The organism is Mycobacterium sp. (assembly GCF_035314905.1).
Taxonomy (GTDB): domain Bacteria; phylum Actinomycetota; class Actinomycetes; order Mycobacteriales; family Mycobacteriaceae; genus Mycobacterium.
In genome coordinates, this window is the sequence record NZ_DATFYW010000054.1 from 1 (window position 1) to 26,954 (window position 26,954).

The 26,954-nt window shown below is 69.6% G+C and carries 18 protein-coding genes, 1 tRNA gene and 1 pseudogene; 13 read left to right on the forward strand and 7 right to left on the reverse strand.

The window, feature by feature from the left end:
* Window positions 1–230 precede the first annotated feature (230 nt).
* Together VKG81_RS04275 and VKG81_RS04280 are read left to right on the forward strand one after the other, a co-directional pair.
* Window positions 231–306 (forward strand) — tRNA-Lys (locus tag VKG81_RS04275).
* 207 nt (window positions 307–513) lie between these two features.
* Window positions 514–678, forward strand: coding sequence for a hypothetical protein (locus VKG81_RS04280; RefSeq protein WP_324390032.1), 165 nt, complete (start codon window positions 514–516; stop codon window positions 676–678).
* A gap of 11 nt (window positions 679–689) precedes the next feature.
* On the opposite strand, the gene VKG81_RS04285 is transcribed toward VKG81_RS04280, so the two are convergent.
* Window positions 690–917 (reverse strand): DUF3618 domain-containing protein, encoded by a 228-nt coding sequence (locus VKG81_RS04285; protein WP_324390034.1) that lies wholly within the window; start codon window positions 915–917, stop codon window positions 690–692.
* A 97-nt stretch (window positions 918–1,014) separates the two neighbouring features.
* On the opposite strand from VKG81_RS04285, the gene bcp reads away from it, so the two are divergent.
* A complete protein-coding gene (bcp, locus tag VKG81_RS04290; RefSeq protein WP_324390036.1) occupies window positions 1,015–1,488 on the forward strand; it encodes a thioredoxin-dependent thiol peroxidase in 474 nt (157 codons plus the stop codon).
* Here the strand turns inward: bcp and VKG81_RS04295 are convergent.
* The 4 genes from VKG81_RS04295 to VKG81_RS04310 all read right to left on the reverse strand — a co-directional run bounded on the left by VKG81_RS04295 (window position 1,480) and on the right by VKG81_RS04310 (window position 13,714).
* On the reverse strand, window positions 1,480–2,847 hold the full coding sequence (locus VKG81_RS04295) for a dipeptidase (RefSeq protein ID WP_324390038.1): 1,368 nt from the start codon (window positions 2,845–2,847) through the stop codon (window positions 1,480–1,482). The genes bcp and VKG81_RS04295 overlap by 9 nt on opposite strands.
* Window positions 2,848–2,857: 10 nt before the next feature.
* On the reverse strand, window positions 2,858–3,250 hold the full coding sequence (locus VKG81_RS04300; protein WP_324390039.1) for a holo-ACP synthase: 393 nt from the start codon (window positions 3,248–3,250) through the stop codon (window positions 2,858–2,860).
* A gap of 11 nt (window positions 3,251–3,261) precedes the next feature.
* Window positions 3,262–12,510, reverse strand: a complete 9,249-nt coding sequence (locus VKG81_RS04305; RefSeq protein ID WP_324390043.1) for a polyketide synthase — start codon at window positions 12,508–12,510, stop codon at window positions 3,262–3,264.
* A 490-nt stretch (window positions 12,511–13,000) separates the two neighbouring features.
* A complete protein-coding gene (locus VKG81_RS04310; protein WP_324390046.1) occupies window positions 13,001–13,714 on the reverse strand; it encodes a DUF1906 domain-containing protein in 714 nt (237 codons plus the stop codon).
* A 214-nt stretch (window positions 13,715–13,928) separates the two neighbouring features.
* Here VKG81_RS04310 and VKG81_RS04315 point away from each other — a divergent pair, with 214 nt between their 5' ends.
* A complete protein-coding gene (locus VKG81_RS04315; RefSeq protein ID WP_324390049.1) occupies window positions 13,929–14,939 on the forward strand; it encodes a TIGR03617 family F420-dependent LLM class oxidoreductase in 1,011 nt (336 codons plus the stop codon).
* A gap of 103 nt (window positions 14,940–15,042) precedes the next feature.
* Window positions 15,043–15,627, forward strand: a complete 585-nt coding sequence (locus VKG81_RS04320) for a PAS and ANTAR domain-containing protein (RefSeq protein WP_324390068.1) — start codon at window positions 15,043–15,045, stop codon at window positions 15,625–15,627.
* A gap of 81 nt (window positions 15,628–15,708) precedes the next feature.
* On the opposite strand, the pseudogene VKG81_RS04325 reads toward VKG81_RS04320, so the two are convergent.
* A pseudogene (locus VKG81_RS04325) lies at window positions 15,709–16,125 on the reverse strand (putative PEP-binding protein); the annotation flags it as partial.
* Between the two features lie 106 nt (window positions 16,126–16,231).
* On the opposite strand from VKG81_RS04325, the gene VKG81_RS04330 reads away from it, so the two are divergent.
* The 7 genes from VKG81_RS04330 (at window position 16,232) to VKG81_RS04360 (ending at window position 23,955) form a co-directional block, all read left to right on the forward strand.
* A complete protein-coding gene (locus VKG81_RS04330) occupies window positions 16,232–17,215 on the forward strand; it encodes an Acg family FMN-binding oxidoreductase (protein ID WP_324390051.1) in 984 nt (327 codons plus the stop codon).
* A 129-nt stretch (window positions 17,216–17,344) separates the two neighbouring features.
* The gene (locus VKG81_RS04335) at window positions 17,345–19,243 is read left to right on the forward strand and encodes a pyruvate kinase (RefSeq protein WP_414685156.1); all 1,899 of its coding nucleotides are present in this window, start codon (window positions 17,345–17,347) and stop codon (window positions 19,241–19,243) included.
* 45 nt (window positions 19,244–19,288) lie between these two features.
* The gene (locus VKG81_RS04340; RefSeq protein ID WP_324390056.1) at window positions 19,289–19,573 is read left to right on the forward strand and encodes a DUF1876 domain-containing protein; all 285 of its coding nucleotides are present in this window, start codon (window positions 19,289–19,291) and stop codon (window positions 19,571–19,573) included.
* Between the two features lie 8 nt (window positions 19,574–19,581).
* On the forward strand, window positions 19,582–20,550 hold the full coding sequence (locus tag VKG81_RS04345; protein WP_324390058.1) for a 1-phosphofructokinase family hexose kinase: 969 nt from the start codon (window positions 19,582–19,584) through the stop codon (window positions 20,548–20,550).
* 78 nt (window positions 20,551–20,628) lie between these two features.
* Window positions 20,629–21,474, forward strand: coding sequence for a universal stress protein (locus VKG81_RS04350; protein WP_324390060.1), 846 nt, complete (start codon window positions 20,629–20,631; stop codon window positions 21,472–21,474).
* 63 nt (window positions 21,475–21,537) lie between these two features.
* Window positions 21,538–22,191, forward strand: a complete 654-nt coding sequence (gene dosR, locus VKG81_RS04355; protein ID WP_324390062.1) for a hypoxia response regulator transcription factor DosR/DevR — start codon at window positions 21,538–21,540, stop codon at window positions 22,189–22,191.
* Window positions 22,192–22,233: 42 nt separating this feature from the next.
* Window positions 22,234–23,955 carry a GAF domain-containing sensor histidine kinase gene (locus tag VKG81_RS04360; protein ID WP_324390064.1) on the forward strand — a complete coding sequence of 574 codons (1,722 nt, stop codon included), beginning with the start codon at window positions 22,234–22,236 and terminating at the stop codon, window positions 23,953–23,955.
* A 12-nt stretch (window positions 23,956–23,967) separates the two neighbouring features.
* On the opposite strand, the gene VKG81_RS04365 is transcribed toward VKG81_RS04360, so the two are convergent.
* On the reverse strand, window positions 23,968–24,855 hold the full coding sequence (locus VKG81_RS04365; RefSeq protein ID WP_324390066.1) for a universal stress protein: 888 nt from the start codon (window positions 24,853–24,855) through the stop codon (window positions 23,968–23,970).
* 170 nt (window positions 24,856–25,025) lie between these two features.
* Here VKG81_RS04365 and otsB point away from each other — a divergent pair.
* Window positions 25,026–26,954, forward strand: a 1,929-nt coding sequence (gene otsB / locus VKG81_RS04370) for a trehalose-phosphatase (protein ID WP_324390070.1), incomplete at its 3' end; no start/stop codon positions are given.

Sequence of the window (26,954 nt, forward strand, 5' to 3'; positions counted from 1 at the left end):
ATCAGCGCGACCACCGCCAGCAAGGCCGAACGCCGCGGACGGGTCACCGAACGGACCTGCCACATGCTTTGCTCCACCTCGTAACCCGGCCTCGTTCGCTGGCGTCAACCGGAAACAGTCTAAGGGCAGGGCCGGCATGCGGCGCGCCACCGCACCGTCGCCGATCGGCCCGTCGCGCGCGGGGTCAGCTTTTGTCACCGATCGATAGACTGTTATTGTCGCGTGTCGACGCGCCGTTAGCTCAGTTGGTAGAGCAGCTGACTCTTAATCAGCGGGTCCGGGGTTCGAAACCCTGACGGCGCACCACGCTCGTTTCGTTGCTCGAGGTCCTGGCACCCGCCTCCCGCCGATTGTGACCGAGGTTACGTCGCGGTAACCGGCTAGCCAGCTTTTCTTGACGATCCGCAGGTCGGGCTTGGTCTTTACCTTTCGTTCTGCTAAGGTTCCGTTAGCTAAGTCCCCCGCGATGCGGTGGGATAGCCGCTCAAGACGCGAATCGAGGTCTTAGCCAGCATGTCGACTGTCCGCCCCCGCCTGGCGACGGGCCGTGTCGAGCAACAGGCGGTCCTGCGTGTCTACACCTGCAATCGGCTCGGCCACCAGGCCGCGCTGCCCAGCTGCGGCCTGGCGCTGGCGGACTGGTGGCGCCGCGCGACGCGGCGGTCCGCCGGGCCCTGACGCGGGCGCCGTCAGCGGTTGCGGACCCTCCGGATCACCAGCACGACGGTCACCGCGCCGACACCGACCAGCGCGAAAGTCACCGCCGGTTTCCTGACGAAATTGATTAGCCCGGCCTTGATGTCCTCGGCGATTCTGCGGGGGTTGGCGCGCTCGGTGAGCTGGTCCACGGTGGCAGCCAGTTGGTCGCGGGCCGTGTCGATCTCCTGCTTGATGGCCTCGGGGTCTCGGTCCGCCACGGTGTCCTCCGCGTTTTCGGGGTTGCTTGCCGAACTACCCTAGATCAGCCTGCGCACAAACCCACGTGCCGGTAGAGGAAGAAAGGGAATCCCACGGATGACCACCCCCGCGCGACTCGAGGTCGGCGACAAAGCCCCGTCATTCAGCCTGTCCGACGCCGACGGCAACAAGGTGTCGCTCGCCGACTACCGGGGCCGCAAACTGATCGTCTACTTCTACCCGGCGGCCGCCACCCCCGGCTGCACGAAGGAAGCATGCGATTTCCGCGACAATCTGGCCGATCTCAACGACGCCGGCCTCGACGTCGTCGGCATCTCCCCCGACACCCCCGCAAAGCTGGCGAAGTTCCGCGATGCCCAGCATCTGAGTTTTCCGCTGCTGTCCGACCCGGACCGCAAGGTGCTGACGGCGTGGGGCGCCTTCGGCGAGAAGAAGATGTACGGCAAGATCGTGCAGGGCGTCATCCGCTCCACCTTCGTCGTCGACGAGCGGGGCCGGATCGAGGTCGCGCAGTACAACGTCAAGGCCACCGGGCACGTCGAAAAACTGCGCCGCGACCTGTCAGTGTGAGCCGCGCCCGGCGAGGTCGGTGAGGTCGGCGAGGTCGGCGAGGTTGGTGAGCAGCAGCGCCTCAGCCGTCGCCGCGCGTTCGAGCACCCCGAGGTGCACGCTCTCGTCAACGCTGTGGGCTTGCGTTGCAGGATCTTCCACGCCGGTCACCAGAATTTTCGCGTCGGGGAACGCCTCGGCGAACGCGGCGATGAACGGGATCGATCCGCCCTGGCCCATCTCGACGGGATCGTTGCCCCAGGCCTGGCGGAACGCCGCGCGGGCCGCGTCGTAGACGGGGCCGGTGGGGTCGATCGCATACGGCTGACCGACATCGCCCGGCGTGACGGTGACGTGCGCGCCCCACGGCACGTGCCGCTCGAGGTGGCGCGTCAACGCGTCGAGGTGAGCCTTGGCGTCGCCGCCCGGCGCCACCCGCAAGCTGACCTTGGCGCGCGCTCTGGGCAGCAGCGTGTTCGACGACGATGCGATCGGCGTCGCGTCGATGCCGATGACCGTGATCGCCGGCTTGGCCCAAAGACGTTGCGCGACCGTGCCACTGCCGATCTCGCGGACGCCCTCGAGCATGCCCGACTCGGCGCGGACCCATTCGGGTGTGCGGTCGACGTCGGCGGCGGTCGCCTCAGAAAGGCCCTCGACCGCGACGTTGCCGTCGTCGTCGTGAAGGCCGGCCAGCAGCCGCACCAGCACGCTGAGCGCATCGGGAACCACGCCACCCCACATGCCCGAGTGCAGGCCGTGGTCGAGGGTGGCCACCTCCACCACGCAGTCGGCCAGCCCGCGCAGCGACACCGTCAGAGCGGGCACGTCGGTGCTCCAATTGTCGGAGTCCGCGATGACGATCACGTCGGCTGCCAGCCTGTCGCGGTGCGCGGCGAGCAGCCGGCTCAGCGACGGCGAGCCGGACTCCTCCTCGCCTTCGACGAACACCGTCACCCCGACCCGCGGCCGGCCGCCGTGCGCGCGGAACGCCGCCAGATGCGTTGCGATACCGGCTTTGTCGTCGGCGGCACCGCGCCCGTACAGCCTGCCGTTGCGCTCTGTCGGCTCGAACGGCGGCGACGCCCACTGCGCGTGGTCGCCCTCGGGTTGCACGTCGTGGTGGGCGTAGAGCAGCACGGTCGGCGCGCCGGGCGGCGCCGGATGGCGCGCGATGACGGCCGGCGCGCCCCCTTCGGCGACGATCTGAACGTCGTCGAACCCGGCCGCCCGCAGCAGTGCGGCCGTCGCCTGCGCGCTGCGGTGCACCTCGTTGCGCCGGCCGGGGTCGGCCCACACCGACTCGATCCGCACCAGGTCTTCCAGTTCGCGCCGCACCGACGGCAGCACGCCACGCACTCGCTCGACGAGATCGGTCATGCAGTCGAGGCTAGTGCGACTCGAGCACCGCCACCGCCGCGGCCATGTCCCCGTCGTGGGTCAGCGACACGTGGATGGTCACTTCGGCGAGGTGTTCGGCGATCGCCCCGGTGAGCCGGACCCGGGGCCGCCCCCACATATCGGTGACGACCTCGATGTCGCGGTGAATACCCTCCGGCAGCACCGGCCGCTGGGCGAACCGCGACCCCGACCACGCCTTGATCACGGCCTCCTTGGCGGCCCAGCGGGCGGCCAGATGCCTGGCCGCCGAGGAGCTCTTGTCGGCGGCGTCGCGGCGCTCACCCGGCGTGAAGGTCTCCGCGAACACCGTGCCCGGGCGGTCGACCTGTTCGGCGAAGTCGGGGATGGAGACCAGATCGATCCCCAGCCCGACTATCGCCATAGCACCGCACGCTACCGCGCGTAGAGGCCGTCTTCGCCGAGCCGAGACGCCGGGTCGAGCAGCATCTCGGCCTCCCGGCGCTTCTCCGACGCGTCGTGGTCGAACCGACGGTCGGCGGGCCGCTCGTAGAGCGGTCGCCCACCGGCGATCGCCGACGCGAGCCGGCGCTGGCCGGCCAGCACCCGGCCGGCGGCGCGCTCGCGGTACGCCCCACGCTGCCCGTCATCCAGCGTGGCCAGGAACGCCTGCGGGTGCACCAGCGCGATCAGCCCCGAGACGTGCCCGAAGCCGAGGCTGGTCACCAGGCCCGCCTTGAGCGGGAATTTGTCGCCGAGGCGCAGGGTCTCCCGCGGCCACACGAAGTGCGCCGACGAGGCCATCTCGCCGTCGACGCAGTCCAGGCTGCGGTTCGGCGGGATCACGCCGTCGCGCAGGATCTGGCACAGCCCCATCATCTGGAACACCGCGGCGCCGCCCTTGGCGTGGCCGGTCAGGCTCTTCTGCGACACCACGAACAGCGGCGCGCCGTCGGAGCGGCCCATCGAGTCCGCGAGCCGCTCGTGCAGCTCGGTCTCGTTCGGGTCGTTGGCCAGCGTCGAGGTGTCGTGCTTGGAGATCACCGCGATGTCGTCGGCGCCCACCCCCAGCCTCGCCAGTGAGCGGGCCAGCACCGAATCCCTGCCGCCGCGGCCGGCGCCGAGCGCGCCGATGCCCGGCGCCGGGATCGACGTGTGCACGCCGTCGGCGAAGCTCTGCGCGTAGGCGACCACCGCGAGCACCGGCAGCCCCATCTTCAGCGCCAGGTCGCCGCGGGCGAGCAGGATCGTTCCGCCGCCCTGGGACTCGACGAAGCCCAGCCGCCGCCGGTCGTTGGCACGCGAGAACTTCGAGTCGCTGATGCCCTTGGCGCGCATCATCTCGGTGTCGGCGGTCGCCGCCATGTCACCGAACCCGATGATCGCCTCCAGCGTCAGGTCGTCGAAGCCGCCGGCGACCACCAGCTCGGCCTTGCCCAGCCGGATCTTGTCGACGCCCTCCTCGACCGACACCGCCGCGGTCGCACACGCGCCGACCGGGTGGATCATCGCGCCGTAGCTGCCGATGTAGCTCTGAACCACATGCGCCGCAACGACATTCGGCAGCACTTCCTGCAGGATGTCGTTCGGCTTGTTGCGGCCCAGCAGGTTGCCGTGGTACATGGTCTGCATCGAGGTCATGCCGCCCATGCCGGTGCCCTGCGTGCTGGCCACCAGGCTGGGGTGCACCCAGCGCATCAGCTCGGCGGGGCTGAACCCGGCGGAGAGGAACGCGTCGACGGTGGCGACGATGTTCCACAGCGCCACCCGGTCGATCGAGCTGGCCATGTCGGCGCTGATGCCCCAGACGGTCGGGTCGAACCCGGTCGGGATCTGCGCGCCGACGGTGCGCGACAGCGTGGTCTTGCGGGGCACCCGGATCTCGGTGCCGGCCTTGCGGGTGACCTGCCAGTCGGTGCCGTCGGGCACCGGCGTGGCGATCGTGTGCTCGGGATCGAACCGAACGAACGCCCGCGCGTCGGCCTCCGACGACACCACGAAGCTGAAGTCCTTGTCGAGGAACACCGACACCAGCAGCGGCGACGCGTGATCGGGGTCGATCGCCCCGTCGTCGACGAACTCGCGGATGCCGCAACGCTGTACGACGGTGTCGTGGTAGCGCTCGACCAGCTCGGATTCGTCGACCAGCTCACCGGTCCGGGAGTCGTACCAGCCGGGCTGCGGGTCGTCCTCCCACTTGATCAGCCCTGTGGTCCAGGCCAGCTCCAGCACACCGGCGGCTGACAGCTCGTTGTCGACCTCCATCTCGTAGCGGGTTCGCGACGAGCCGTACGGGCCCAGCTCCGCGCCGCCGACGATCACCACCAGGTCCGCGGGGTCGATGTCGAGGTCCTCCCACGCCGGCGGGGGCGCCGGCGTGAACCCGCGCGGCGGCGACGGCAGCGCGGCGATCGTGGCCGCATCATCGGCGGCGTCGGGGGCAGGCTCGCCGGTGGCCTGCTCACGGGCCCTGGCGGCCAGGTCGGCCAGGTCGATCCCGGCGTCGCCGAGCCCGCCGGTGAGGTCAACCTGCAGCGGCTCGCGCGCCGCGGCCACCTTGGACTCGACGTCGCACAGGGCCAACAGCATCGACGCCATCTGCTCCGTCGAATAGGTGGTCACGCCCGCCTCTTCGACCGCGCCGACGATCGCGTCGTTGTGGCCCATCAGCCCGGTGCCGCGCGTCCAGCCGATCAGCGCATGGGCCAACGAAACCCGCTGCGCCCAGGACGATTCGGCCTTCCACCGCGACACCACCGCATCCAGCGCGGACTTGGCTTCGCCGTAGGCGCCGTCCCCGCCGAACATGCCGCGGTTCGGGGAGCCGGGCAGCACGACGTGCAGCCGAGACGCGATGTCGTGGTCGGCCCCGATCGCCGACAGCCCGCCGATGAGCCGCTGCACGGCCCACAGCAACACCTTCATCTCCATCTCGGAGCGCGCGCCGGCCTCGGACAGATCGCCGGCGACACGCGGAGCCGCGAACGGGAACAGCAGCGTCGGGTTCTGCGCGTCCTTGATGTGAATCGACTGCGGTCCAAGACTTTCGGTCTGCGCACCGCCGATCCACCCGACGAGTGCGTCGATGTCGGAGTAGGACGCCATGTTGGCGGGCACCACCCACAGCGTCGCGCCGAAGCGGGCGCTGTCGCGGTACAGGGCGCGGTAGAACGCCAGCCGGTCGTCATCGAGCTTCGACGTGGTGGCGATGACGGTGGCCCCGCCCGCCAACAGCCGGGCCGCCACCGACGCGGCGATCGAACCCTTCGACGCCCCGGTCACCACAGCGATCTCGTCGCTGTAGCGGCCCTTGCCCGGGTTCTCCGCACCCGCGGCGATCCGGCCGAACAGCGACGCGTGGATGTTGCGCCCGGCGGCCAGTGCCCTGCCCTGCCACCAGTTGGCCTGGGTGGCGACGACGTGGCCGGCCCCCTCGAACCGCTCGGACAGCCGCGGCCACTCGGCGTCGATCTCGTCGTCGTCGGCGAGCCAGATCTTGACCAGGTCCTCCCGGGCGCTGGCCCAGCGGTCGTCGAACACAACCGCCTTCCTGGCGTCGAAGACCGGCGCCACCAGGCGCGGCCAGTCCGAACCGAGTTCGGTGGTGACCAGGTCGATCAGCTCGGCATCGGACGCCGCCTCGGGGGTGGCGACCTTCGGGTCCAGTCCGAGCTGGCTCAGCACGAGGCGGGCGGCCGAGGCGAGCACACCGTCGCGGCCGGTGATCTGCTCGGTGAACTCGCCCAGCGCGGCGGTGTCGACGGTGCCACCGCCGCCGCCGCCCGCAGCGGGCAGCGCGACCGCGATTCCGCGCCGCGCGGCCACCGCGCCCACCGCGGCGTCGATGACCTTGTCGACGGTCGCGGCGTCGGCCGGCGCACCGTCGTGCAGGCTGGCGAGGCTGCCGCCGCGGACACTGCTGCCCTCCCGCGTGCCCAGCGCGACCTCGACGGTCACGTGCCTGGCCCAGCCGTCGCCGAGCTCCCACGCCTTCTTGACACGCTCGGCGACGGCCGCGGGCCGCTTGCCCGACGGGCCGAGCACCGTGCGCAGCTGGTCGTTGATCGCATCACCGAGCACCGGGCCGAACGGCTTGTACGTGCGTGCCAGCTTGCTCACCTGCGCCTTCAGCGCAGCAAGGTCGGCCTCGGCGGCGCCGTCGATCGCGCCGAGGTTCAGCTCGGAGCCGAGGTCGACCAGCAGCTGGTTGCGCCGCGACGACGCACCGTCGGTGATCGACTCGATCGAATCCAGGGGTTCGATCTGGTCCATCCGCATCTTGGCCGACAGCGCGATCAACGCCAGCGTCGCGTCGGCCGCGTCGAACGAAATGTCGTCGGGGCGCGGGGTACCCGGGGCCGCGGTGGGCGCCGCGGTCGGGGCGGGGGCGGCGGCCTCGGGGGCGGCGGCCTGAGGGGCGGCGGCCTGGACCTCCGGGGCCGGCGCGTCCTCTTCGGGCTCCGGATCGGTATCGGTCGCGAACAGCACCGCGGCGTCGCGCTCGGAGTTGAGCACCTCCACCGTGCTGTGGGCGTATTCGGGCAGGTTCAGCGTGTTGGTGGCCAGCCCGGCGACGGTCGGCGCGGACTTCACGCCGATCTCGACGAAGCGCTCCACGCCCAGGCCGCCGGCGGCCTCCTCGATGAACAGCAGGTCCTGGGTTTCGATCCAGCGCACCGGGCTGGCGAACTGCCAGGCCAGCAGCTCGATGACCACCTTGCGGCACAGCTCGCGCGGGTTCTCGTCACGCCAGGTGTCGTAGTCGGCGAGGATCTCGTCGAGCGGCTCGGCGGGCACCAGATCCCGGATCTCCTGGATGAAGTCGCGGTCCAGCGAGAACGGCCGCGGCACCAGGTTCGGGATGTAGCGCCCGATGATCAGGTCGGGATCCTGGTCGCGGGGCATCACGCGCTCCAGCGAGCGGCGGAAGTCGGCGACACCGACCCGCAGCACACTCGAGTGGAACGGCACGTCGATGCCGGGCACGAGGATGAACGAGCGGCGGCCACCGGTGATCTCGCGGCGGCGCTCCACCTCGGCCTCCAGCGCCTCCAGACCGCGTACGGTGCCGGCGACGGCGTACTGCGAGCCGCGCAGGTTGTAGTTCACGATCTGCAGGAATTCGCCTGTGCGCCGGCATATCTCATCGATGAAAGCCGGAACGTCGGCGTCGGCGAGGTCGATCTGCGACGGCCGGATCGCGGCCAGCCGGTAATTGGAGCGGCCCCGCTCGTCGCGGGGCACGATGTCGTGCATCTTCGAGCCGCGGTGGAACACCACCTCCAGCAGTGCTTCCAGCTCGTAGACCCCGCTGACGCAGGCCAGCGCCGTGTACTCGCCCACGGAGTGGCCGCACGCGATCGCACCCTCGACGAACGCACCCTGCTCGCGCATCTCGGCGACCTGGGCGGCGGCGACGGTGGCCATCGCGACCTGGGTGAACTGCGTCAGGTAAAGCACACCCTCGGGGTGCTGGTAGTGCACGCCGGACGCGATCAGGCTGGTCGGGTTGTCGCGGACCACGTGCAGCACCGAGAACCCCAGCGTCTCGCGGGTGAACTTGTCCGCGGAATCCCACACCCTGCGGGCGGCCTTCGACCGGGCACGCACCTCCATGCCCATGCCTTTGTGCTGAATGCCCTGGCCCGGGAACGCGTACACGGTCCTGGGTGCGGCCAGCCGCGCCGTCGCCGACATCACCAGCTCGGATCCGATGCGGGCGGCGACGTCCAGAACCTCTGCGCCCTGGTCGATTCCGACGCGGTCGACGCGGATGTCGACCTCGTCGCCCGGCTCAACCATGCCGAGGAAACGGGCGGTCCAGCCGAGCAGCCGGGCCGGCGGGCGGGCCTCTCCGTCGGTGGCGGTGACGGCGTGCTGGGCCGCAGCCGAGAGCCACATCCCGTGCACGATGGGAGATTTCAGGCCCGCAAGCAGCGCCGCGGACCGGTCGGTGTGGATCGGGTTGTGGTCGCCGGAGACCACCGCGAACGGCCGCATGTCGATCGGCGCGGCGAGGGTGACGTCACGACGGCGGCGACGCGGCGTGTCGGTGGCGTTGTCCGATAACGCTCCCCCGGCCCGGACCGGATCCGTCAGCTCCACCGCACCCGTGCGTCCGCGGATCGCGAAGCGCTCCTCGAGCGTGGCGAGCACGGCGCCGTCGGTGTCGGCGACCGTCACCGAAACCGGGACGACGCGGCCGACCTCGGTGTCGGTCGCTTCCGAAGACGTTGCGGTGACCAGCAATTCGGCGGTCGTGGTGGGCAGCGGTGCCAGCATGTGCGCCGCGTGGTCGAGGTGCACCAGGCTCAGCAGGCCCTCGACGACCGGGAAGCCGGTGGCGGTGACGGCCGCGCCGATCGCGGCGAACACAGCCGGCCAGCAGCGCCCGACCAGCGCGTCGGGCACGACCGACAGGCCCGGCGCCAGCGGCGCGCCGAACGTTGCGGTGACACCGGTGTGATCGGCGACCTCTTCGGGATTCCAGATGACACTGACCTTCGCGGCGCCGTCGTGCACGGCGGGCAACGACTCGGGACCGTCGACGCCGGCGGCGATCGCCAGCACCGAACGCATCGCGGTCGCCGCGTCATCGATGGACACGACGGGCGCGCCGCCGTCGCGGATCGTTTCGGGCAGCGTGAGCCGGATCTCGATCCAGGTGCCCGCCAGCGGCACGCTCAGCACCACGGCCCCGTCGCCGGCCACCTCGAGTCGGGCGCCGGTGGACGGATGTGTGGCGCTGGGATATCCCCGGGCCGCCGGACGGTTTTCGTGGACCTGCCACTCGGCGGGGTCGGCGATCCGGTGAACCGGGTTGGTCGCGGTGCGCCCGGCCCACAGCACGTCCGGCGCGTCGAGCACCACGGCCAGCGGACCGGTGACGTCGGTGCGGCCCCGCCGGCGCGCGGCGACGGGCGCGGGCCCGGCACCCGACGATGCCAGCACATCGTCGACGGCGGCCTGCTCGAAGCGGTCCAGCAATTCGCCGACCGGCTCGTCGACGCGGGTGATGCCGGCCACCGAGGCGGTCCCGGGGATGATGCAGACCTGATCGGCGTCATAACGCGCATCGTGGGCCTGCCACAGCGAGTCGCTGCGCCACCAGCGGCGGACGTCCTTGTCGATCACCGGCACGAAGTTGACCGGCTTGCCGAGGGTCTTGCAGAGCTGGACGAAGAACGGCACGTCGGCCGGGTGCAGCTGCACGGTCCCGGCATCGGGGTAGCGGGCCAGCAGCGCGGCGATCGCGTCGCCGGGCCGCTCCAGCAGCTCCTCATCCGCGAACAGCGTCTCGATCGGGCCGAAGTCCTTCGGATGCAGCCGGGCCTCGGCCCGCTTCAGCATCTCCGCGAACCGGTCGCGCCACGTGTCGGCCAGCCAGGGGCTGTGCCGCGACGCGGTGTCGGCGGTGCTGTCGCCGTCGCCGATCGTCAGCTCGACGTAGCGCTGCAGCCACCGCAGATAGGTCATCTCGCCGACGTCGCCGAAGTAGGGCTTGGCGGTGTCGGCCATCGCGGCGATCAGCTCGTCACGGCGGGCCGCCACCGCCTCCGCGTCACCGGCCACCTCGTCGAGGAGCCGTCCGCAGCGCGACGCCGTGTTGTCGATCTCGTGAATGTCGGCGCCGAGCTGGCTGCGGCTGGAAGCCATGCCGCCCTGGGCTTTTCCGGCACCGATCCACCGGTCGGTGCCCCTGGTGTCGACCAGCATCCGCTTCACGGACGGCGAGGTGGTCGATTCCCTGGTGGCCATCGCCGCGGTGCCCACGAGGATGCCGTCCACCGGCATCAGTGGGTAACCGAAGCGCTGCGCCCAGCGGCCCGACAGATACTCGGCCGCGCGTTCGGGGGTGCCGATGCCGCCGCCGACGCAGACGGTGATGTTGGAACGCGACCGCAGTTCGGAGTAGGTGGCCAGCAGCAGGTCGTCGAGGTCCTCCCAGGAGTGGTGGCCGCCGGCGCGGCCGCCCTCGATGTGCACGATCACCGGTTTGGTGGGCACCTCGGCGGCGATGCGGATGACCGAGCGGATCTGCTCGACCGTGCCGGGCTTGAACACCACGTGGCTGATGCCGACGCCGTTGAGCTCCCCGATCAGCCCGACGGCTTCCTCGAGGTCGGGGATGCCGGCGCTGACCACGACGCCGTCGATCGGCGCGCCGGACTGACGTGCCTTCTGCACCAGCCGCTTGCCGCCGACCTGCAGCTTCCACAGATACGGGTCGAGGAACAGCGCGTTGAACTGCACGGCACGGCCCGGCTCGAGCAGCGTGGTCAGCTCGGCGATCCGATCGTCGAAGATCTGCTCGGTGACCTGGCCGCCACCGGCCAGCTCGGCCCAGTGGCCGGCGTTGGCCGCGGCGGCGACGATCTTGGCGTCGACGGTGGTCGGCGTCATCCCCGCCAGCAGGATCGGCGAACGGCCGGTGAGCCGGGTGAACTTGGTCGACAGCTTGACCGAGCCGTCGGGCAGGCTGACGAGCGTCGGTGCGTAGGTCGACCACGGCCGGGCGACGTCGGGCACCGCGCCGACGGTGAACAGGTTGCGCTGGCCGCCGCGGGTCGCGGCCGGGACGATGCCCACACCGAGACCCCGGATGACCGGCGCGGTGAGCCGCGTCAGGATGTCACCGGGCCCCAGGTCGAGGATCCAGCGGGCGCCGGCCTCGTGCAGCTCGGTGATCTCGTCGACCCAGTCGACCTGGCGCACCAGGATCGCCTCGGTCATCTCGCGTGCCAGCGCGACGTCGAGGCCGACCTTGTCGGCCCACGCACCCACCATCTCGACGCCGCCGGACAGCCGATGGCTGTGGAAACCCACTTCGACCTGCACCGGGTCGAACACCGGCGAGAACACCGCACCGCCGCGCACCTTGTTCTTGCGGTCGGCGGCCTCGGCGTCGGCAATCTGCCGGCAGTACAGCTCGAAACGCGCCAGCTGCTCAGGGGTACCGGTGATGACCACCGAGCGGCGGCCGTTGCGGATCGACAGCACGGGCGGCAGCACGGTGCGCACGTCCTGCGCGAACTCGTCGAGCAGCTCGGCGATCCGGTCCGGGTCGGCGTTGGTCACCGACACCATCGGCGGGCGGTCGCCCAGCGCCGCGATGCCGCGCCGACGCGCCACCAACGTCGCCGCGGCGCCGATGAGCTGCGCCATGGCCAGCAGCTCCACGTCCTTGGCGCCGGCGGCCCCGAGCGCTTCGACGGCCAGCACGCCCTGCGAATGCCCGGCCACGGCCACCGGCGGGGTGCCGACGAGGTCCATGCCCTGGCGCCCCAGCGCACGGATCGCGGCGATCTGGGTCAGCAGCACGCCGGGAACCGACGTGGCCGCCGAGGTCAGCTGCTTGGCGCCGGGCACCGACTCCTCGGCGGCCAGCGCGCGCATCCAGCGCAGCGGCTCGAAGCCGATCGGCCGAACGACGACCAGATCCCGCGCCACCGGCGCGAGCAGCAGATCGGCCTCACCGGCCAGCGTGGCAATCTCGGACTCGATGCCCGCCGAGGACACCAGCTCTTCGAGGGTTTCCAGCCAGGCGCTGCCCTGGCCGCCGAAGGCGACCGCGTACGGCTCGCCGGCATTCAGACGATCGACCAGGGCGTGAGCGCCATGCGACGGCTCCGGGGAATCGCCGTCGCGGCCTGCCGACACCCTGTCGTATTCGTAGATCGTCACGTCTCTCCTATGTGCTTCTTCATCGCGTTTCGTATCTCGGCGTGCTGACCTGCGCTGCCCTGCGAAGGTGTTGCGATTCCCCGTCGAATCCCAGTCATCTCGACTGCACGGTGTCCCGCCGGCGGCGGTGACGCCACCCGCTGCACTAAGAGTGGCATAAGGATCGGCCCCGTCTGAGCGCCTGACATGGTTACTGGCTAGTACTACGGACGGGTAACAGTCGGCGAGGTAACGCCCGGTCTGACGCGCGCCTCCGGGATCCGGGACAAACGTCCTGCATGCAGGTGGTTACGGTCGAGTAGCTACAACAGTGCAGATCACAGCGTGATTGTTATCGAATCGTTATGTAAAAATCTTTGATCGTCCGCCGCACGTCACGGCGCTCGGCCAAGCACCTGCCCGGTCTGTGAGTCCACATCTGTTCACTGAAATCGCCTCTGGAAGTTTGCTGGATCACCTTACCTGGCGGTAAGGTTCGGCCCCTTCGGGCTCAGTCCCACTGCCCGAATTGGGGCTTGAGGATGTAGTTGACGTCCACCCCGACACCGCCGACGCTGCGCTTGTCGATCTCGACCTGGTGCAGATGGGCCGCCGGGTGCGTGAAGCCCGGCGGCGACCCCCAATTGTGCTGCCAGAAGTAGGAGCCCAGGCCGTCGTGCAGCGCCCAGTCAATCGTCTTGGAGTTGGCGTACACGCCGACCCGCTGGTGGCCCAGCACCTGCTCCCAGCCCCGCAGGTATGGCGCCACCTGCTGTTTGTACTGGTCGGGAGTCGGATCGTCGTCGATCGAGCCGTAGATCGGGGCGCCGACGGACCCGCCGGCGGCGACGTGCAGCTGCCAGCCCCGCTGCGCGTGCTGGACGCCCGCCGGCTGGCCACCGAGCCAGTCGGCGGAGGCCTGCTTTCCGTACTGGTAGCAGGAGACGATCTTCAACCCGTTCTGATAGAGGTCGCGTGCCTCGGCCACCTGGATCGGCTTGCCCAGCATCCACTCACCGCCCGGCCGGCGGTCGGAGACGTAACGGACGGCCCCGGCCGCTCCCGCTGCCTTGAGTGCGTTAGCGCTGATCACCCCGGCCGCATAGTCGAGCAGGATGCCCAGCGGCGCCGCGGACGCGGTAGCGGCTCCCAGCGCGCCGGGGATGGCGAGGACGGCCGGCACGGCAGCCGCCAACTTCAGCAGGTCGCGTCGGGACACGGGCACGAGCCACAGGGTACGACAGGAACCTCAAGTTTCACATCAACGCCATTGGTAACTACGGCATCACTTTTCCCGGTGCGCGGGGTCTGCTGTGGCCTAGCCGCTTTCATCTGTGCGGCTGGTCAGCCGCGGCCCCGCGTCCGATACTGTCCGCTCAGGAGAACCGGTCGAATCGTGTCCCTGACATCGGCTGCGGCCCAACAGGTATAGGACGGCGATGTTCCTGCATATCCAGCTCGACGCCCGACCCGACCGGTCGGCTGAGCGGGCGACCGAACTCGCCGCGGCAGGCGTCGACGGCCTGTTCACGTTCGAGGGCCAACACGACGTCTTCCTGCCGCTGGCGGCCGCCGCGGCGGTGACCGACGTCGAGCTGATGACCAACGTCGCGATCGCGCTGCCGCGCAGCCCGCTGCACCTGGCGCACGCCGCCTATGACCTGCAGTTGCTGTCGGGCGGCAAGTTCCGCCTCGGCCTGGGATCGCAGATCCGGCCGCACGTCGAGAGCCGCTACGGCAGCACGTGGAGCCGGCCGGCGGCGCGGATGCGCGAAACCGTGCTGGCCGTGCGGGCGATCTTCGACGCCTGGCAGCACCGGCGCCGGCTGGAGTTCCGGGGGGAGTTCACCAAGCACACCTTGATGCCGCCGGCCTTCAACCCGGGGCCGAACCCGTTCGGCATGCCGCCCATCTATCTCGGCGCGCTCGGTCCGGTGATGACCCGCACGGCGGCCGAGGTGGCCGACGGCCTGCTGGTGATGCCGTTTCATTCGGTTCGACATTTCCGGGAACGAACGCTGCCCGCCGTCGACGCAGGACTGGAGAGGGCCGGCCGCAGCCGAGCCGAGTTCGACATCTTCCCGCAGGTGATCGCCGCGATGGGCGGCACGGACGACGAGCTGGCCGCCGCCACCGCCGGGGTGCGCCAGCTGCTGGCGTTCTACGGATCGACGCCCGCCTACGCGCCGGTGCTCGAGGTCGAGGGACGCGGTGAGCTTCAGCCCGAGCTCAACGCGCTGTCCAAGCGGATGGACGTGACGGCGATGACCGACCTGATCGACGACGCGATGGTCACCGTCCTGGCCGTCCGCGGCACACCAGAGGAATGCGCCCGCGAGATCGTGAACCGGTTCGGCGACGTCGCCGAGCGGGTCTGCGTGTATTTCCCCGGCTACGACGTCGCCACCTCCCACATCGCGGCACTGGCCGAGGCATTGCACGCCGGATAATTCCAGCCCGGGGGCGGTCGGGCCATGCCAAAATCGCGGTGTGATCGAGCAGGCGGGTCGCCGGACTTCGGAGTGGCCGCGCGTCGGCAGCTTCAGCTTCCTGATGCGGGAAAACCGCTGGGAGTGGTCCGACGAAGTGGCCCAGATGCACGGCTACGAGCCGGGTACGGTCCAGCCCACGACCGAGCTGGTGCTCTCGCACAAGCATCCGGACGACAAGCCGACCGTCGCGGAACTGATCGAACAGGTCCGGCGGCACGGCGTGCCGTTCAGCAGCCGGCACCGCATCATCGACACGGCGGGTGACATCCACCTCGTGGTGGTGGTCGGTGACCGGTTGTACGGGCCCGACGGCCAGGTCGACGGCACCTCGGGCTTCTATGTCGACATCACCGAGGAGTTCGACACCGACCTTCAGCAGTCCGTCAACGAGGTCGTCGCCACCATCGACGAGAACCGCGCCGTGATCAACCAGGCCATCGGGATCATGATGCTGACCCACGGGGTCACCGCCGAGCGCGCATCCGACGTCTTGGCGTGGCGCTCCAAGCAGACGAACGTGAAGCTCCGCACGATCGCCGCCCGGTTCGTCGCGGCGGTGGCGGCGTCCGAACTGCTGTCGGGGGACGAGCGCAACCGCGTCGACCATCTGCTGCTGACGGCGCACGAAGAGAGCGCCGCGGGATAGCGCATCGTGGTCTTCGTGGTCAGGAGGTGGGCCGCGAGCGTGAAGCTGCTGCGAAATCCGGCGGGAAATTTCGCAGTGTGTTCACGTTCGCGGCGCGCGGGCCGATTCGAGCAGCAGCCGCTTTTCCGCCGTGGCAACCGCGCGGCGGGCGGCCGGGACCGCGTCGGGGTTGACCGACACCGACGTGATGCCCATGCGAACCAGGTGCTCGGCGAAAGCCGGCTTGGTTGACGGCGCCTGACCGCAGAGCGATGACGTGATGCCCAATTCGCGTGCGGTGGCGATGGTGCGGCCGATGGCGTGCAGCACGGCCGGATCCGACTCGTCGAACAACTCCGCGCACACATCGGAGTCGCGATCGACGCCGAGCACCAGCTGGGTCAGGTCATTGCTGCCGATCGACACCCCGTCGATTCCCATCCCGACGCACTCGGGGAGCCAGTACACGATTGAGGGCACTTCGCCCAGCGCGGCGCGATGGCCGGCGCGCAGGTGTCCAGCGGTCGTCCCGCGGGCGCAAAGTCCCCCACCGGAAGGACCAACGGCTCTGGCAGCCCGCGGGGCGGCGACTAGCGTCGACGCCAATGACTCACGGGTGGTTTACATGACACGGACTACCGTCGATTCCGGGCTGATCCGTAACGCGGTGATGCTGGCCTGCCGCGCCCCCTCGCTGCACAACAGCCAGCCGTGGCGGTGGGTGGCCGAGGGGCCGGTGGTGCACCTGTTCGCCGACCGCGGCCGGATCGGGCATGGCACCGACAGCTCCGGGCGGGAAGTCATCCTCAGTTGCGGCGCGGTGCTGGATCACTTCCGGGTCGCGATGGCGGCTTCCGGCTGGGACAGCGCCACCGACCGGTTCCCCAACCCGAACGACCCGGACCACCTTGCCACCCTTGACTTCAGCCGGATGGAGTTCGTCACCGAAGCGCACCGCCGGCGTGCCGACGCGATCCTGCGCCGGCGCACCGATCGCCTGCCGTTCGCCGCGCCCACGGACTGGAACTCGTTCGAGCTGCTGCTTGACGACACGCTCGCCGACCGCGACGCGATGCTGGACGTCGTGCCCGACGCTGCCCGGCCCCAGCTGGCCAAGGCGTCCCGGCTGACCGAGGAACTGCGTCGCTACGACTCGTCCTACCAAGCCGAGTTGCACTGGTGGACGTCGCCTTTCGAGACGGACGAGGGTGTGCCGCCGACATCACTGCTTTCGGAGTCGGAGGCCGGCCGTGTCGACGTGGCCCGCGCCTTCCCGACGACGGGCCACACCCAGCGGCGCCCGGAGTACGGCTCGGACCGATCGAAGATCGTCGCGCTGTCGACAAGCGACGACACCCGCGGCGAGGTGCTGCGGTGCGGCGAGGTGCTGTCGACGGTGTTGCTCGAATGCACAATGGCCGGGTTGGCGACGTGCACGTTGTCGCACATGACCGAGATGGCCGCCAGCCGCGACATCATCCGCGGGCTCACCGGCCAGAACGGCCTGCCCCAGCTGCTGATCCGAATCGGCAGAACGCCCGCTGTCGAGGATCTTCCGCCGGCAACGCCACGTCGACCCGTCAACGAGGTGCTGCGATTTCGTGGCTGACGTTGTTCACACGTGGGTAACCGACGTGTCGGCATGGGGCGGCACCATCGCAGTGATGCTTTTTTCCAGCTAAACCGGCCCCAGCAGCCACAGGAGTCCGTCGTGTCCTCATCACGTCGCCGCCGGGCCATGACGGACGCGCCACGCCCGCATCCGGTCAGCGTCGACCTGACGAGGCAGCGGCTCGTCCGGCTCCATGACGATGTCAGCGAACTGTTGACGAAGTTGTCCGAAGCGGAGACGCTGTGGTCGCGGTGGCTTGCCGCGATCGCACCCGAGCATCGGGCGAGCGCCCGGAATCTCGTGCACTACTGGTCGATACGGCAGACCGATCTGCGCGACCTGCAGTCACGGCTGGCCGGATTCGGACTGTCGTCGCTGGGTCGCAGCGAGCCACACGTGGAGGCGACGCTGTCGCTGGTCGCATCGGCGATCTCGGCGATGCTCGGCGGTGGCTGGGAACCTCCCGAACCGTCCGCGGTCCGGATAGACGACGGAAACCGTCTGCTGCGCAAACGAGCCACCGAGCTGCTCGGGCCAGCTCCGGCTGGCCGCGCGACCCGCATCATGGTCACGCTGCCGTCCGAGGCCGCAGACGACCCGGCCCTGATCCGCGCACTGGTGGACGGCGGGATGAACATCGCCCGTATCAACTGTGCCCACGACGACGCCGACGCGTGGCGTGCCATGGCCCGGCACGTGCGAGAAGCAGCCGAAACCAGCGGGCGGGCCTGCCGCATCGCGATGGATCTCGCCGGGCCGAAGTTGCGAACGGGTCCGCTGGAACCCGGGCCGCGAAGCGTCAAGCTGCGGCCCAAGAAGGACGAACTCGGCAACGTCATCGCACCGGCGCAGGCATGGCTGACGTCGGCCGAGCAGCCGGCGAGCCCACCGCTGCCCGGCATGGCGTGCCTCCCCGTGCCGCGGCGGTGGCTGCGCCGCCGCACCGTCGGCGACGTGTTATGCCTTAGGGACACCCGCGGCGCGAGGCGAGAGCTGGTAGTGCGGGAAGTGGCCGAAAGTACCGACTCCGTGGACGGATTCGTGGTCTCGGCGGACAAGACCAGCTACCTTGCCACCGGCACGGTGCTGGACGTCGACGGCCTGGACGAGCCGGTCGAGCTGGGCGTGATCCCGCCGACGGAACGCAGCCTGACGCTTTTTCGAGGCGACGTCCTGGAGCTGACCCGCGACTGTTCCCCGGCCACCGTCACCCCTGGCGGCGTCGCGAAGATCGGCTGCACGCTGCCCGAAATCTTCGACCACGCACGGGTGGGCGAAAAGGTTCTCATCGACGACGGCCGGATAGGCGGACGCATCGTCCGGGTCCACCCCGAAAAGCTCGCCATCCGTGTGGAGCACGCGGCCGGGCAAGGTTCAAAGCTGCGGGCCGGCAAGGGCATCAACGTCCCCGACACCCGCCTGCCGATTCCCGCGCTGACCGACAAGGACATCGCCGACCTGCCAACCGTCGTCGAGCTGGCCGACCTCATCGAGCTGTCGTTCGTGCGCGATCCATCCGACGTCGAGCACCTGCTGGACGAGCTGGACCGGCTGGAGGACGATTCACCGGGCATCATCCTGAAGATCGAAACCCGGCAGGCGTTCGAGCATCTTCCGCAACTGCTGCTCACCGTCATGCGGCGGCCCAGGGTCGGGGTGATGATTGCACGCGGCGATCTCGCCGTCGAATGCGGCTATGAGCGGCTGGCGGAGCTTCAGGAGGAAATTCTGTGGTTGTCCGAGGCGGCACACCTGCCGGTGATCTGGGCGACCCAGGTGCTCGAGCAACTCGCCAAGACCGGCAACCCGTCCCGTGCGGAGATCAGCGACGCCGCGATGAGCGAGCGCGCCGAATGCGCGATGCTCAACAAGGGTCCCTACATCAACGAGGCCCTCGTCGCGCTCGACAACATCCTGAGGCGGATGGCCAAACATCACTACAAGAAGAACGCGTTGCTGCGATCGCTGCACTCGTGGCAGCCGGCATCCGCACCGAGCGTCGACGAACGGCCTGGCGATACGTGACTTCGGTCCCTATCAGCAGTTTGCGACAGATGGTCGGATGCAGCGATGGACCAGCATGACTCCGGCAACGACATCAAGCAGTGGACCGTCGACGTGTGGATCGACGAGCACCCGCGTCGCACCCGCGCCAAGGCGCGGCTGCACTGGCGGGGCCGCGACCTGGTGGGCGTCGGAATCGCGTGGCTCAACCCGGCCGACCGCAACATCGCCGACATAGGCGACGAACTCGCGGTCGCGCGGGCCCTGGCGAACCTGTCGAATCAGCTGTTCGCGGCCACCGCCTCCGACATCGAAGCCGTGGCCGACGAGCCGGTCGCCGCGCTGCACTGACACCAGACATGCGCGCAGAACCCACCATCGTCACGCTGACGATGAACCCGGCGCTCGACGTCACAACCGACACCGAGCGCGTCCTGCCCACCGACAAATTGCGTTGCGGCCCGGCCCGATACGACCCGGGAGGCGGAGGCATCAACGTCGCGCGCACCGTCCGCGTCCTCGGCGCGCCGGTGTGCGCGATCTTCCCCGCCGGCGGAGCGGCCGGCGACATCGTCACCGATCTCGTCAGCTCCGCGGGCATACCGATCCGGCGGATCGACATCGCGGGCGATACCAGGGAAAGCCTCACCGTCAACGAACGAAGTACCGGGCGCCAGTACCGGTTCGTGTTGCCGGGCCCGACTCTGGACCCCGATGAGCAGGCTGCGTGCCTGGCCGAGCTGGCCGCGGCCGCGGTTTCGGCGGACTACGTGGTGGCCAGCGGCAGCCTGCCGCCGGGCGTACCCGGGAATTTCTACGAGTCGGTGGCCGAGATCTGCCGGGCCACCGGAACCCGGCTGGTTCTCGACACCTCCGGCGCTGGGCTGCAGAACATCTCGTCCCGGGTCCATCTGCTCAAGCCCAGCGTGCGCGAGCTGCGCGAATGCGTCGGCCGCGTGCTCGCCGACGAGGCGGACCAGCTGGCCGCCGCGCGGGAGCTCATCGAGACGGGCCGCGCCGAGATCGTCGTCGTCTCGCTGGGCGCCAGGGGCGCACTGCTCGTGACCACCGACACGGGCCTGCGCTACGCACCGGTGGACGTCCCGTTCGGCAGCGGAGTCGGCGCCGGCGACGCGATGGTGGCCGCCATCACCGTCGGCCTGAGCCGCGGGTGGTCCCTGGACGGCGCGGTGCGCCTGGGCATCGCCGCCGGCGGGGCCATGCTGCTCACCCCCGGCACGGCACCCTGCACCCGTCCTGACGTGGAACGGCTGTTCGAACTCGTCGACGACCCCGTGGAGGTCGCGACGGCGACCAACGTACCGTAATTAGGGACCAAAGGCCCCTGACCGGGCGCCGCCCCCCTGGCTAGCGTCGAATCCTAGCCAGCACCCAGGGAGCCGAGCATGTCTGAATCCGAGACGCCGTTGTCGGTGGTCGTCGGCGTCGACGGCTCCAGGGCGGCGGTCAGGGCCGCGGTGTGGGCGGTCGACGAGGCGGTCAGCCGCGACATCCCGATGCGGCTGGTGCACGTTCTCGACGACGAAACAGAGCGCGCCCCAACGCAATCAGCATCCGGTCAAGCAGTTCTGCACGAGGCACAAGCTGCCGCGGAAGCGACCGGCAAGCCGGTGAAGATCGAGATGGAGATCGCGCATGGCCGCCCGCTCGCCACACTCGTGCAGGCGTCACGTTCAGCCGAGATGGTGTGCGTCGGGCCGATCGGCGTGCGACAGGCCACGGCCAAGGTGGGCTCCACCGCGTCGGGACTGGTCTCTTCCGCGCACAGCCCTGTGGCGGTCGTGCGAGCCCACGACGGCCCGGGCCACCCGACGGACGGGTGGGTCGTGGTCGAGGCCGACGACTCACCGGCCAACAACGCCGTGCTGCAGCGCGGGGTCGAGGAAGCCCGGCTGCGCGGTGGGCGGTTGCGAGTGATCACCGCATGGCAGCCCAGGTTCACCGACATCCACGAAGACAATGCGGTGACCGACGGGAACCGGCGGGTGCGTGCGCAACTCGACCGCCGGCTGGCCCACTGGACACGACGCCATCCCGAGCTGGAGATCCGGTCGGTCGCCGTGCACGGGACGATCCTGAACTACCTTGCCAAGCACGCTGATTCGGTGCAGCTGGTGGTGGTGGGCAAATCGCTTTCCGGCGATGCCCAGGAACTGGTCGGCCCCGCCGGCCACGCGGCGTTGCAGCAGACCGATTGCTCGGTACTCGTCGTATGTCCCCGGTACCTGTGAGAGGCATGATTGAGTACCGCTTTGTCGATTGACCGCAATTCAGACCGCCGTGGAGGGCCCAGGATGGTGAAAGTCTTTTTGGTCGACGATCACGAGGTGGTCCGCCGCGGGCTCGTCGACCTGCTCGGAGCCGACCCCGAGCTGGAGGTCATCGGCGAGGCCGCGTCCGTCGCCGAGGCGATGGCCAAGATTCCGGCGCTGAACCCCGACGTGGCGGTGCTCGACGTCCGGCTCCCCGACGGCAACGGCATCGAGCTGTGCCGCGATCTGCTGTCCCGGCTGCCGGGGCTGCGGTGCCTGATGCTCACCTCGTTCACCTCCGACGAGGCGATGCTCGACGCGATCCTCGCGGGCGCCAGCGGCTACGTCGTCAAAGACATCAAGGGCATGGAACTGGCCCAGGCGATCAAGGACGTGGGTGCCGGGAAATCGCTGCTCGACAACCGGGCGGCCGCCGCTTTGATGGCCAAGCTGCGCGGGGCCGCCGAGCAGTCGGATCCGCTGTCGGGGCTGACGGAGCAGGAACGCGCACTGCTCGCGCTGCTCGGCGAGGGCCTGACCAACAAGCAGATCGCCGCGCGCATGTTCCTCGCCGAAAAGACCGTCAAGAACTACGTCTCACGGCTGCTGGCCAAGCTCGGCATGGAACGGCGGACGCAGGCCGCGGTTTTCGTGTCGAAGCTCGACAAGCCGGCGGGCCAGTCCGACTATTCGTAGACCGGCTGGACCGCTGCGCCGACCCGGTGCCAACATGAACACGTGAGCGGCGTGGACGGCAAGAACGAGGACGGCCGACAGCGTCCGCTTCGCGACACGTTGGCTCAGCTGCGCCTTCGCGAGCTGCTGACCGAGGTGCAGGACCGCGTCGAGCAGATAGTGCGCGGACGTGACCGCCTCGACGGCCTCGTCGAGGCGATGCTGGTGGTCACGTCGGGACTGGACCTCGATCTCACACTGCGCACCATCGTGCACACCGCGATCGAACTGGTCGACGCACAATACGGCGCGCTCGGCGTGCGGGGCCACGACCACGAGCTGGTCGAGTTCATCTACGAAGGCTTCGACGAGGAGACCCGCGAACGAATAGGACCGCTGCCGGAAGGCCGCGGCGTGCTCGGAGTGCTGATCGACGCCCCCCACCCGATCCGCCTGGACAACATCGACGATCACCCCGCCTCGGTCGGATTTCCGCCCAACCACCCGCCGATGCGGACCTTCCTCGGTGTGCCGGTTCGCATCCGCGACGAGGTCTACGGAAACCTCTACCTGACCGAGAAGGCCACCGGCCAGCCGTTCAGCGAAGACGACGAGGTGCTGGTCCAGGCGCTGGCGGCGGCCGCGGGCATCGCCATCGACAACGCCCGGCTCTACGAAGAGTCGCGGACCCGCCAGTCGTGGATCGAGGCGACCCGCGACATCGGCACCGAGCTGCTGGCCGGGGCCGATCCCGCAACCGTGTTCCAGCTGATCGCCGGCGAGGCCTTGAAGCTGACGGGTGCCGACGTGGTGCTCGTCGCGGTGCCGGTCGACACCGAGGTGCCGGTGTCGGAGGTGTCCGAGCTGCTGATCGTCGAAGCGGCCGGCGGCACCGGCGTGACGATGGTGGCACAGTCGATTCCGGTGGCCGGGACACCGATCGGGCAGGCGTTCGTGGAACGCACTCCGCTGCGGATCGACGACATCCACCTGACCGTGGCCGCGCTGCGGAATCCCGGACCGGCGCTCGTGCTTCCGCTGCGGACCACCGAGACGGTCGCCGGCGTTGTGGTGGCGCTGCGGGAAAAGGGAGCGCACCCGTTCGGCGAGGAGCAACTCGACATCATGGCCGGTTTCACCGATCAGGCCGCGCTGGCCTGGCAGCTGGCGACGACGCAGCGCCGGGTGCGGGAGCTCGACGTCCTCACCGACCGGGATCGCATCGCCCGCGATCTGCATGACCATGTGATCCAGCGGCTGTTCGCGGTGGGCCTGGCGCTGCAGGGAACGATCCCCCGCGCCCGGTCGGCCGAGGTGCAGCAGCGGCTGTCCGACACCGTGGACGACCTGCAGGCGGTCATCGGCGAGATCCGTACCGCGATCTTCGACCTGCACGGCGCCTCGTCGGGCGTCACACGGCTGCGCCAGCGCCTCGACGAGGCCGTCGCGCAATTCGCCGGGTCGCAGCTACGCACCACGGTGCAGTTCGTCGGGCCGCTTTCGGTGGTCGACGCGGCGCTGGCCGACCATGCCGAGGCCGTTGTCCGGGAGGCGGTCAGCAACGCGGTCAGGCACGCTGCGGCGACAACACTCACCGTCAACGTGAAGGTCGAGGACGACCTGATCATCGAGGTCATCGACAACGGCAAAGGGGTGCCCGCCGATGTGACCGGCAGCGGCCTGACCAACCTGCGCAACCGCGCACAGGAAGTCGGCGGTGCCCTCACCATCGAGCCCATGCCCACCGCCGGCACGTTGCTGCGGTGGTCGGCGCCGCTGCCGTAGCCGGGTGACGCGTCACCCCTGGCGGGCGACGATCACCGGCATCCGCGCCGAATGCGCCACCGCCGTGCTCACCGAGCCCAGCAGCATTCCCGCGAACCCGCCGCGCCCGTGGCTGCCGACCACGACCAGCTGCGCCGACTCGGACCGCTCCAGAATCCGGTGCGCGGGCCGGTCACATTCGACAACGCGCTGCACGGTGACATCGGGATAACGTTCCTGCCAACCCGCAAGCCGCTCGGCCAGCACTTCTTCCTCGGCCGGTCGCACCGTGTCCCAGTCCAGACCCGGCCATTCGAGCGCCACGACGTCCCCCCACGCGTGCAGCGCTATCAGTTCCACCCCGCGCCGCGACGCTTCGTCGAACGCGATCGCGGTCGCCAGTTCGGCGGCCGGCGAGCCGTCGACGCCCACCAGGACGGGCGCCGACGACGGGTGCGGCATCAGCGGGTCTTCGTCGTGGATCACCGCGACCGGGCAATGCGCATGATGGATCAGGCCGGTGCTCACCGAGCCCAACAGCGCCCGACCGACGGTGCCCTCGCCCCGGCAGCCGACGACCACCATCCGGGCTTCCTTCGAGAGGTCCACCAGCGTGTGGACCGTGGGCGCCACGAACAGCTCGCTGCCGACCTGCGAAGGGCCGCCATCCGGTGTGCTTTCCCGCGCAATCTTCATCGCGTCCGCGATGTGCCTGCGCGCCTGCTCCTGCTGCCACTGCTGAAAGCCGGCCGGGATCGGTGTGGCGGACCACACCGCCATCGGCGCGCCGATCACGCTGACCAGCGTGAGCGGAACATTGCGCATCGCCGCGTCGCGTGCGGCCCAGCTGACCGCCACCTTCGACGACGGTGAGCCGTCGACACCGACGATGATTCCGGAATGGCTTGGCCGGCTTTCCATTTCGCACTCTCCTTCCCGAATTGGCGACCAATTCGGCGCGGCGTGTACACCACGTTAAGAGGCGGCCTGCCTTCGCTCAGGAGGCTTTCGTCACCCGCCGACCGACGAAAGGCACTGATTGCCAAGCCGACGTTTCCACGCGGTGAAATAGCGGGCACAATACGTGGGTGATTGAAAGGCCGGTCTTCATCGACCCGCGCTATCACGATGCCGTGCTGTTCGACCTGGACGGCGTTGTCACCGACACCGCCACCATCCACCAGGCGGCGTGGCAAAAGATGTTCGACGAGTACCTCGCACATCGGGCCGCCGACCACAGCGAGGATCACTCCCCGTTCACCGCCGACGACTACCGCCGATACGTCGACGGCAAGCCACGCTACGACGGGGTCGCCGATTTCCTCGCCTCCCGTGCGATAGCACTGCCCCGCGGCGAAGCCTCCGATCAGCGCGGCGACACGGTGTGCGGACTCGGCAACCGCAAGCAGGACATCTTTTTCGACCTGATCAACGACGGCGTGCCGGTCTTCGATTCGACGGTCACGTTGGTGCGCGAACTGCAGCAAGCCGGAATCGCGACGGCCATCTACTCATCGAGCCGCAACTGTGAGCACGTGCTGCGGGCCGCCGGCATCGCCGACCTGTTCGCCGTGCGCGTCGACGGGGTGGTGGCCGAGGAGCTGGGCCTGCCCGGTAAGCCCGACCCGGCTGTGCTGCTGGAGGCCGGCCACCGGCTCGGCGCGGATCCCGGGCGGTCGGTTGTCGTCGAGGACGCCACCGCGGGGGTCGAGGCCGGCCGAAAAGGCGGATTCGCACTCGTCATCGGGGTCGACCGGACCGGTCACGCCGCCGAGCTCTTGGCAAGCGGAGCCGACGTCGTCGTCTCCGATCTCGCCGAAGTCGAGGTCCGCACCGGTGACACGCGGATGGGGGCGCTGCCGGATGCGCTGGAGTCCTACGGCCAGCTGATCGGGGTCGTCCCCGGCCGGGAATTGTTCGTCTGCCTGGACTACGACGGCACCCTGTCGGAGATCGTCTCCGATCCCGACACCGCAACGCTCGTCGACGGAGCGGCCAAAGCACTCGAACAGCTGGCCGCGCAGTGCCCGGTCGCGATCCTGAGCGGCCGGGATCTGGCGGACATCCGCGAACGGGTGGGCCTGCCCGGTATCTGGTACGCCGGCAGCCACGGCTTCGAACTGATCGGACCGGACGGCAGTCACCACCAGAACGACGCGGCGGCGGCCGCGGTGCCCGTCCTGAAAGCGGCCGCAGACAAGTTGCGCACCGAACTCAGCCAGATCCCGGGTGCGCGGGTGGAGCACAAGCGGTTCGCGGTTGCCGTCCACTACCGCAACGTTGCACCGGAGCACGTGGCCGAGGTGGTCGCGGCCGCGCACCGAAACGGACAACGGCACGGCCTTCGGGTGACCGGCGGCCGCAAAGTCGTCGAGCTGCGACCCAACATCGACTGGGACAAGGGCACCGCGCTGCGCTGGATCGGGGACCGAATCCAGCAATCCGGCCGGGTGCTGCCGCTCTACATCGGCGACGATCTCACCGACGAAGACGCCTTCGACGCAATCCGGTTCAGCGGCATCGGGATCGTCGTGCGGCACGACGAGGACGGCGGCCGCCCGACGGCTGCCAGCTTCACCCTGAGCGGCCCAGCCGAGGTCGCGACGTTCCTGCGGCGCGGCGCGAATTGGCTGGCATACCAGCATGAGGCGTCAAGCAAGGCCTGGACGCACACGTTCGACGGCTACGACCCGCGCAACGAGAAGATGCGCGAAGCGCTGTGCACGGTGGGCAACGGCTACTTCGCCACGCGCGGCGCCGCACCGGAATCCAGGGCCGGGCAGGTCCACTATCCCGGAACATACGCCTCGGGCGTCTACAACCGCCTCGACGACCTCATCGGCGGCACGCGCACCGAACACGAGAGCCTGGTGAACCTTCCGAACTGGCTGCCGCTGACATTCCGCATCGACGGAGGCGCGTGGTTCGACATCGACGAGGTCACGGTGCTGTCGTACGCCCAGACGCTCGATCTGCGGGGCGCGGTGTTGACCCGCGAACTGCGCTTCCGCGACAACGCC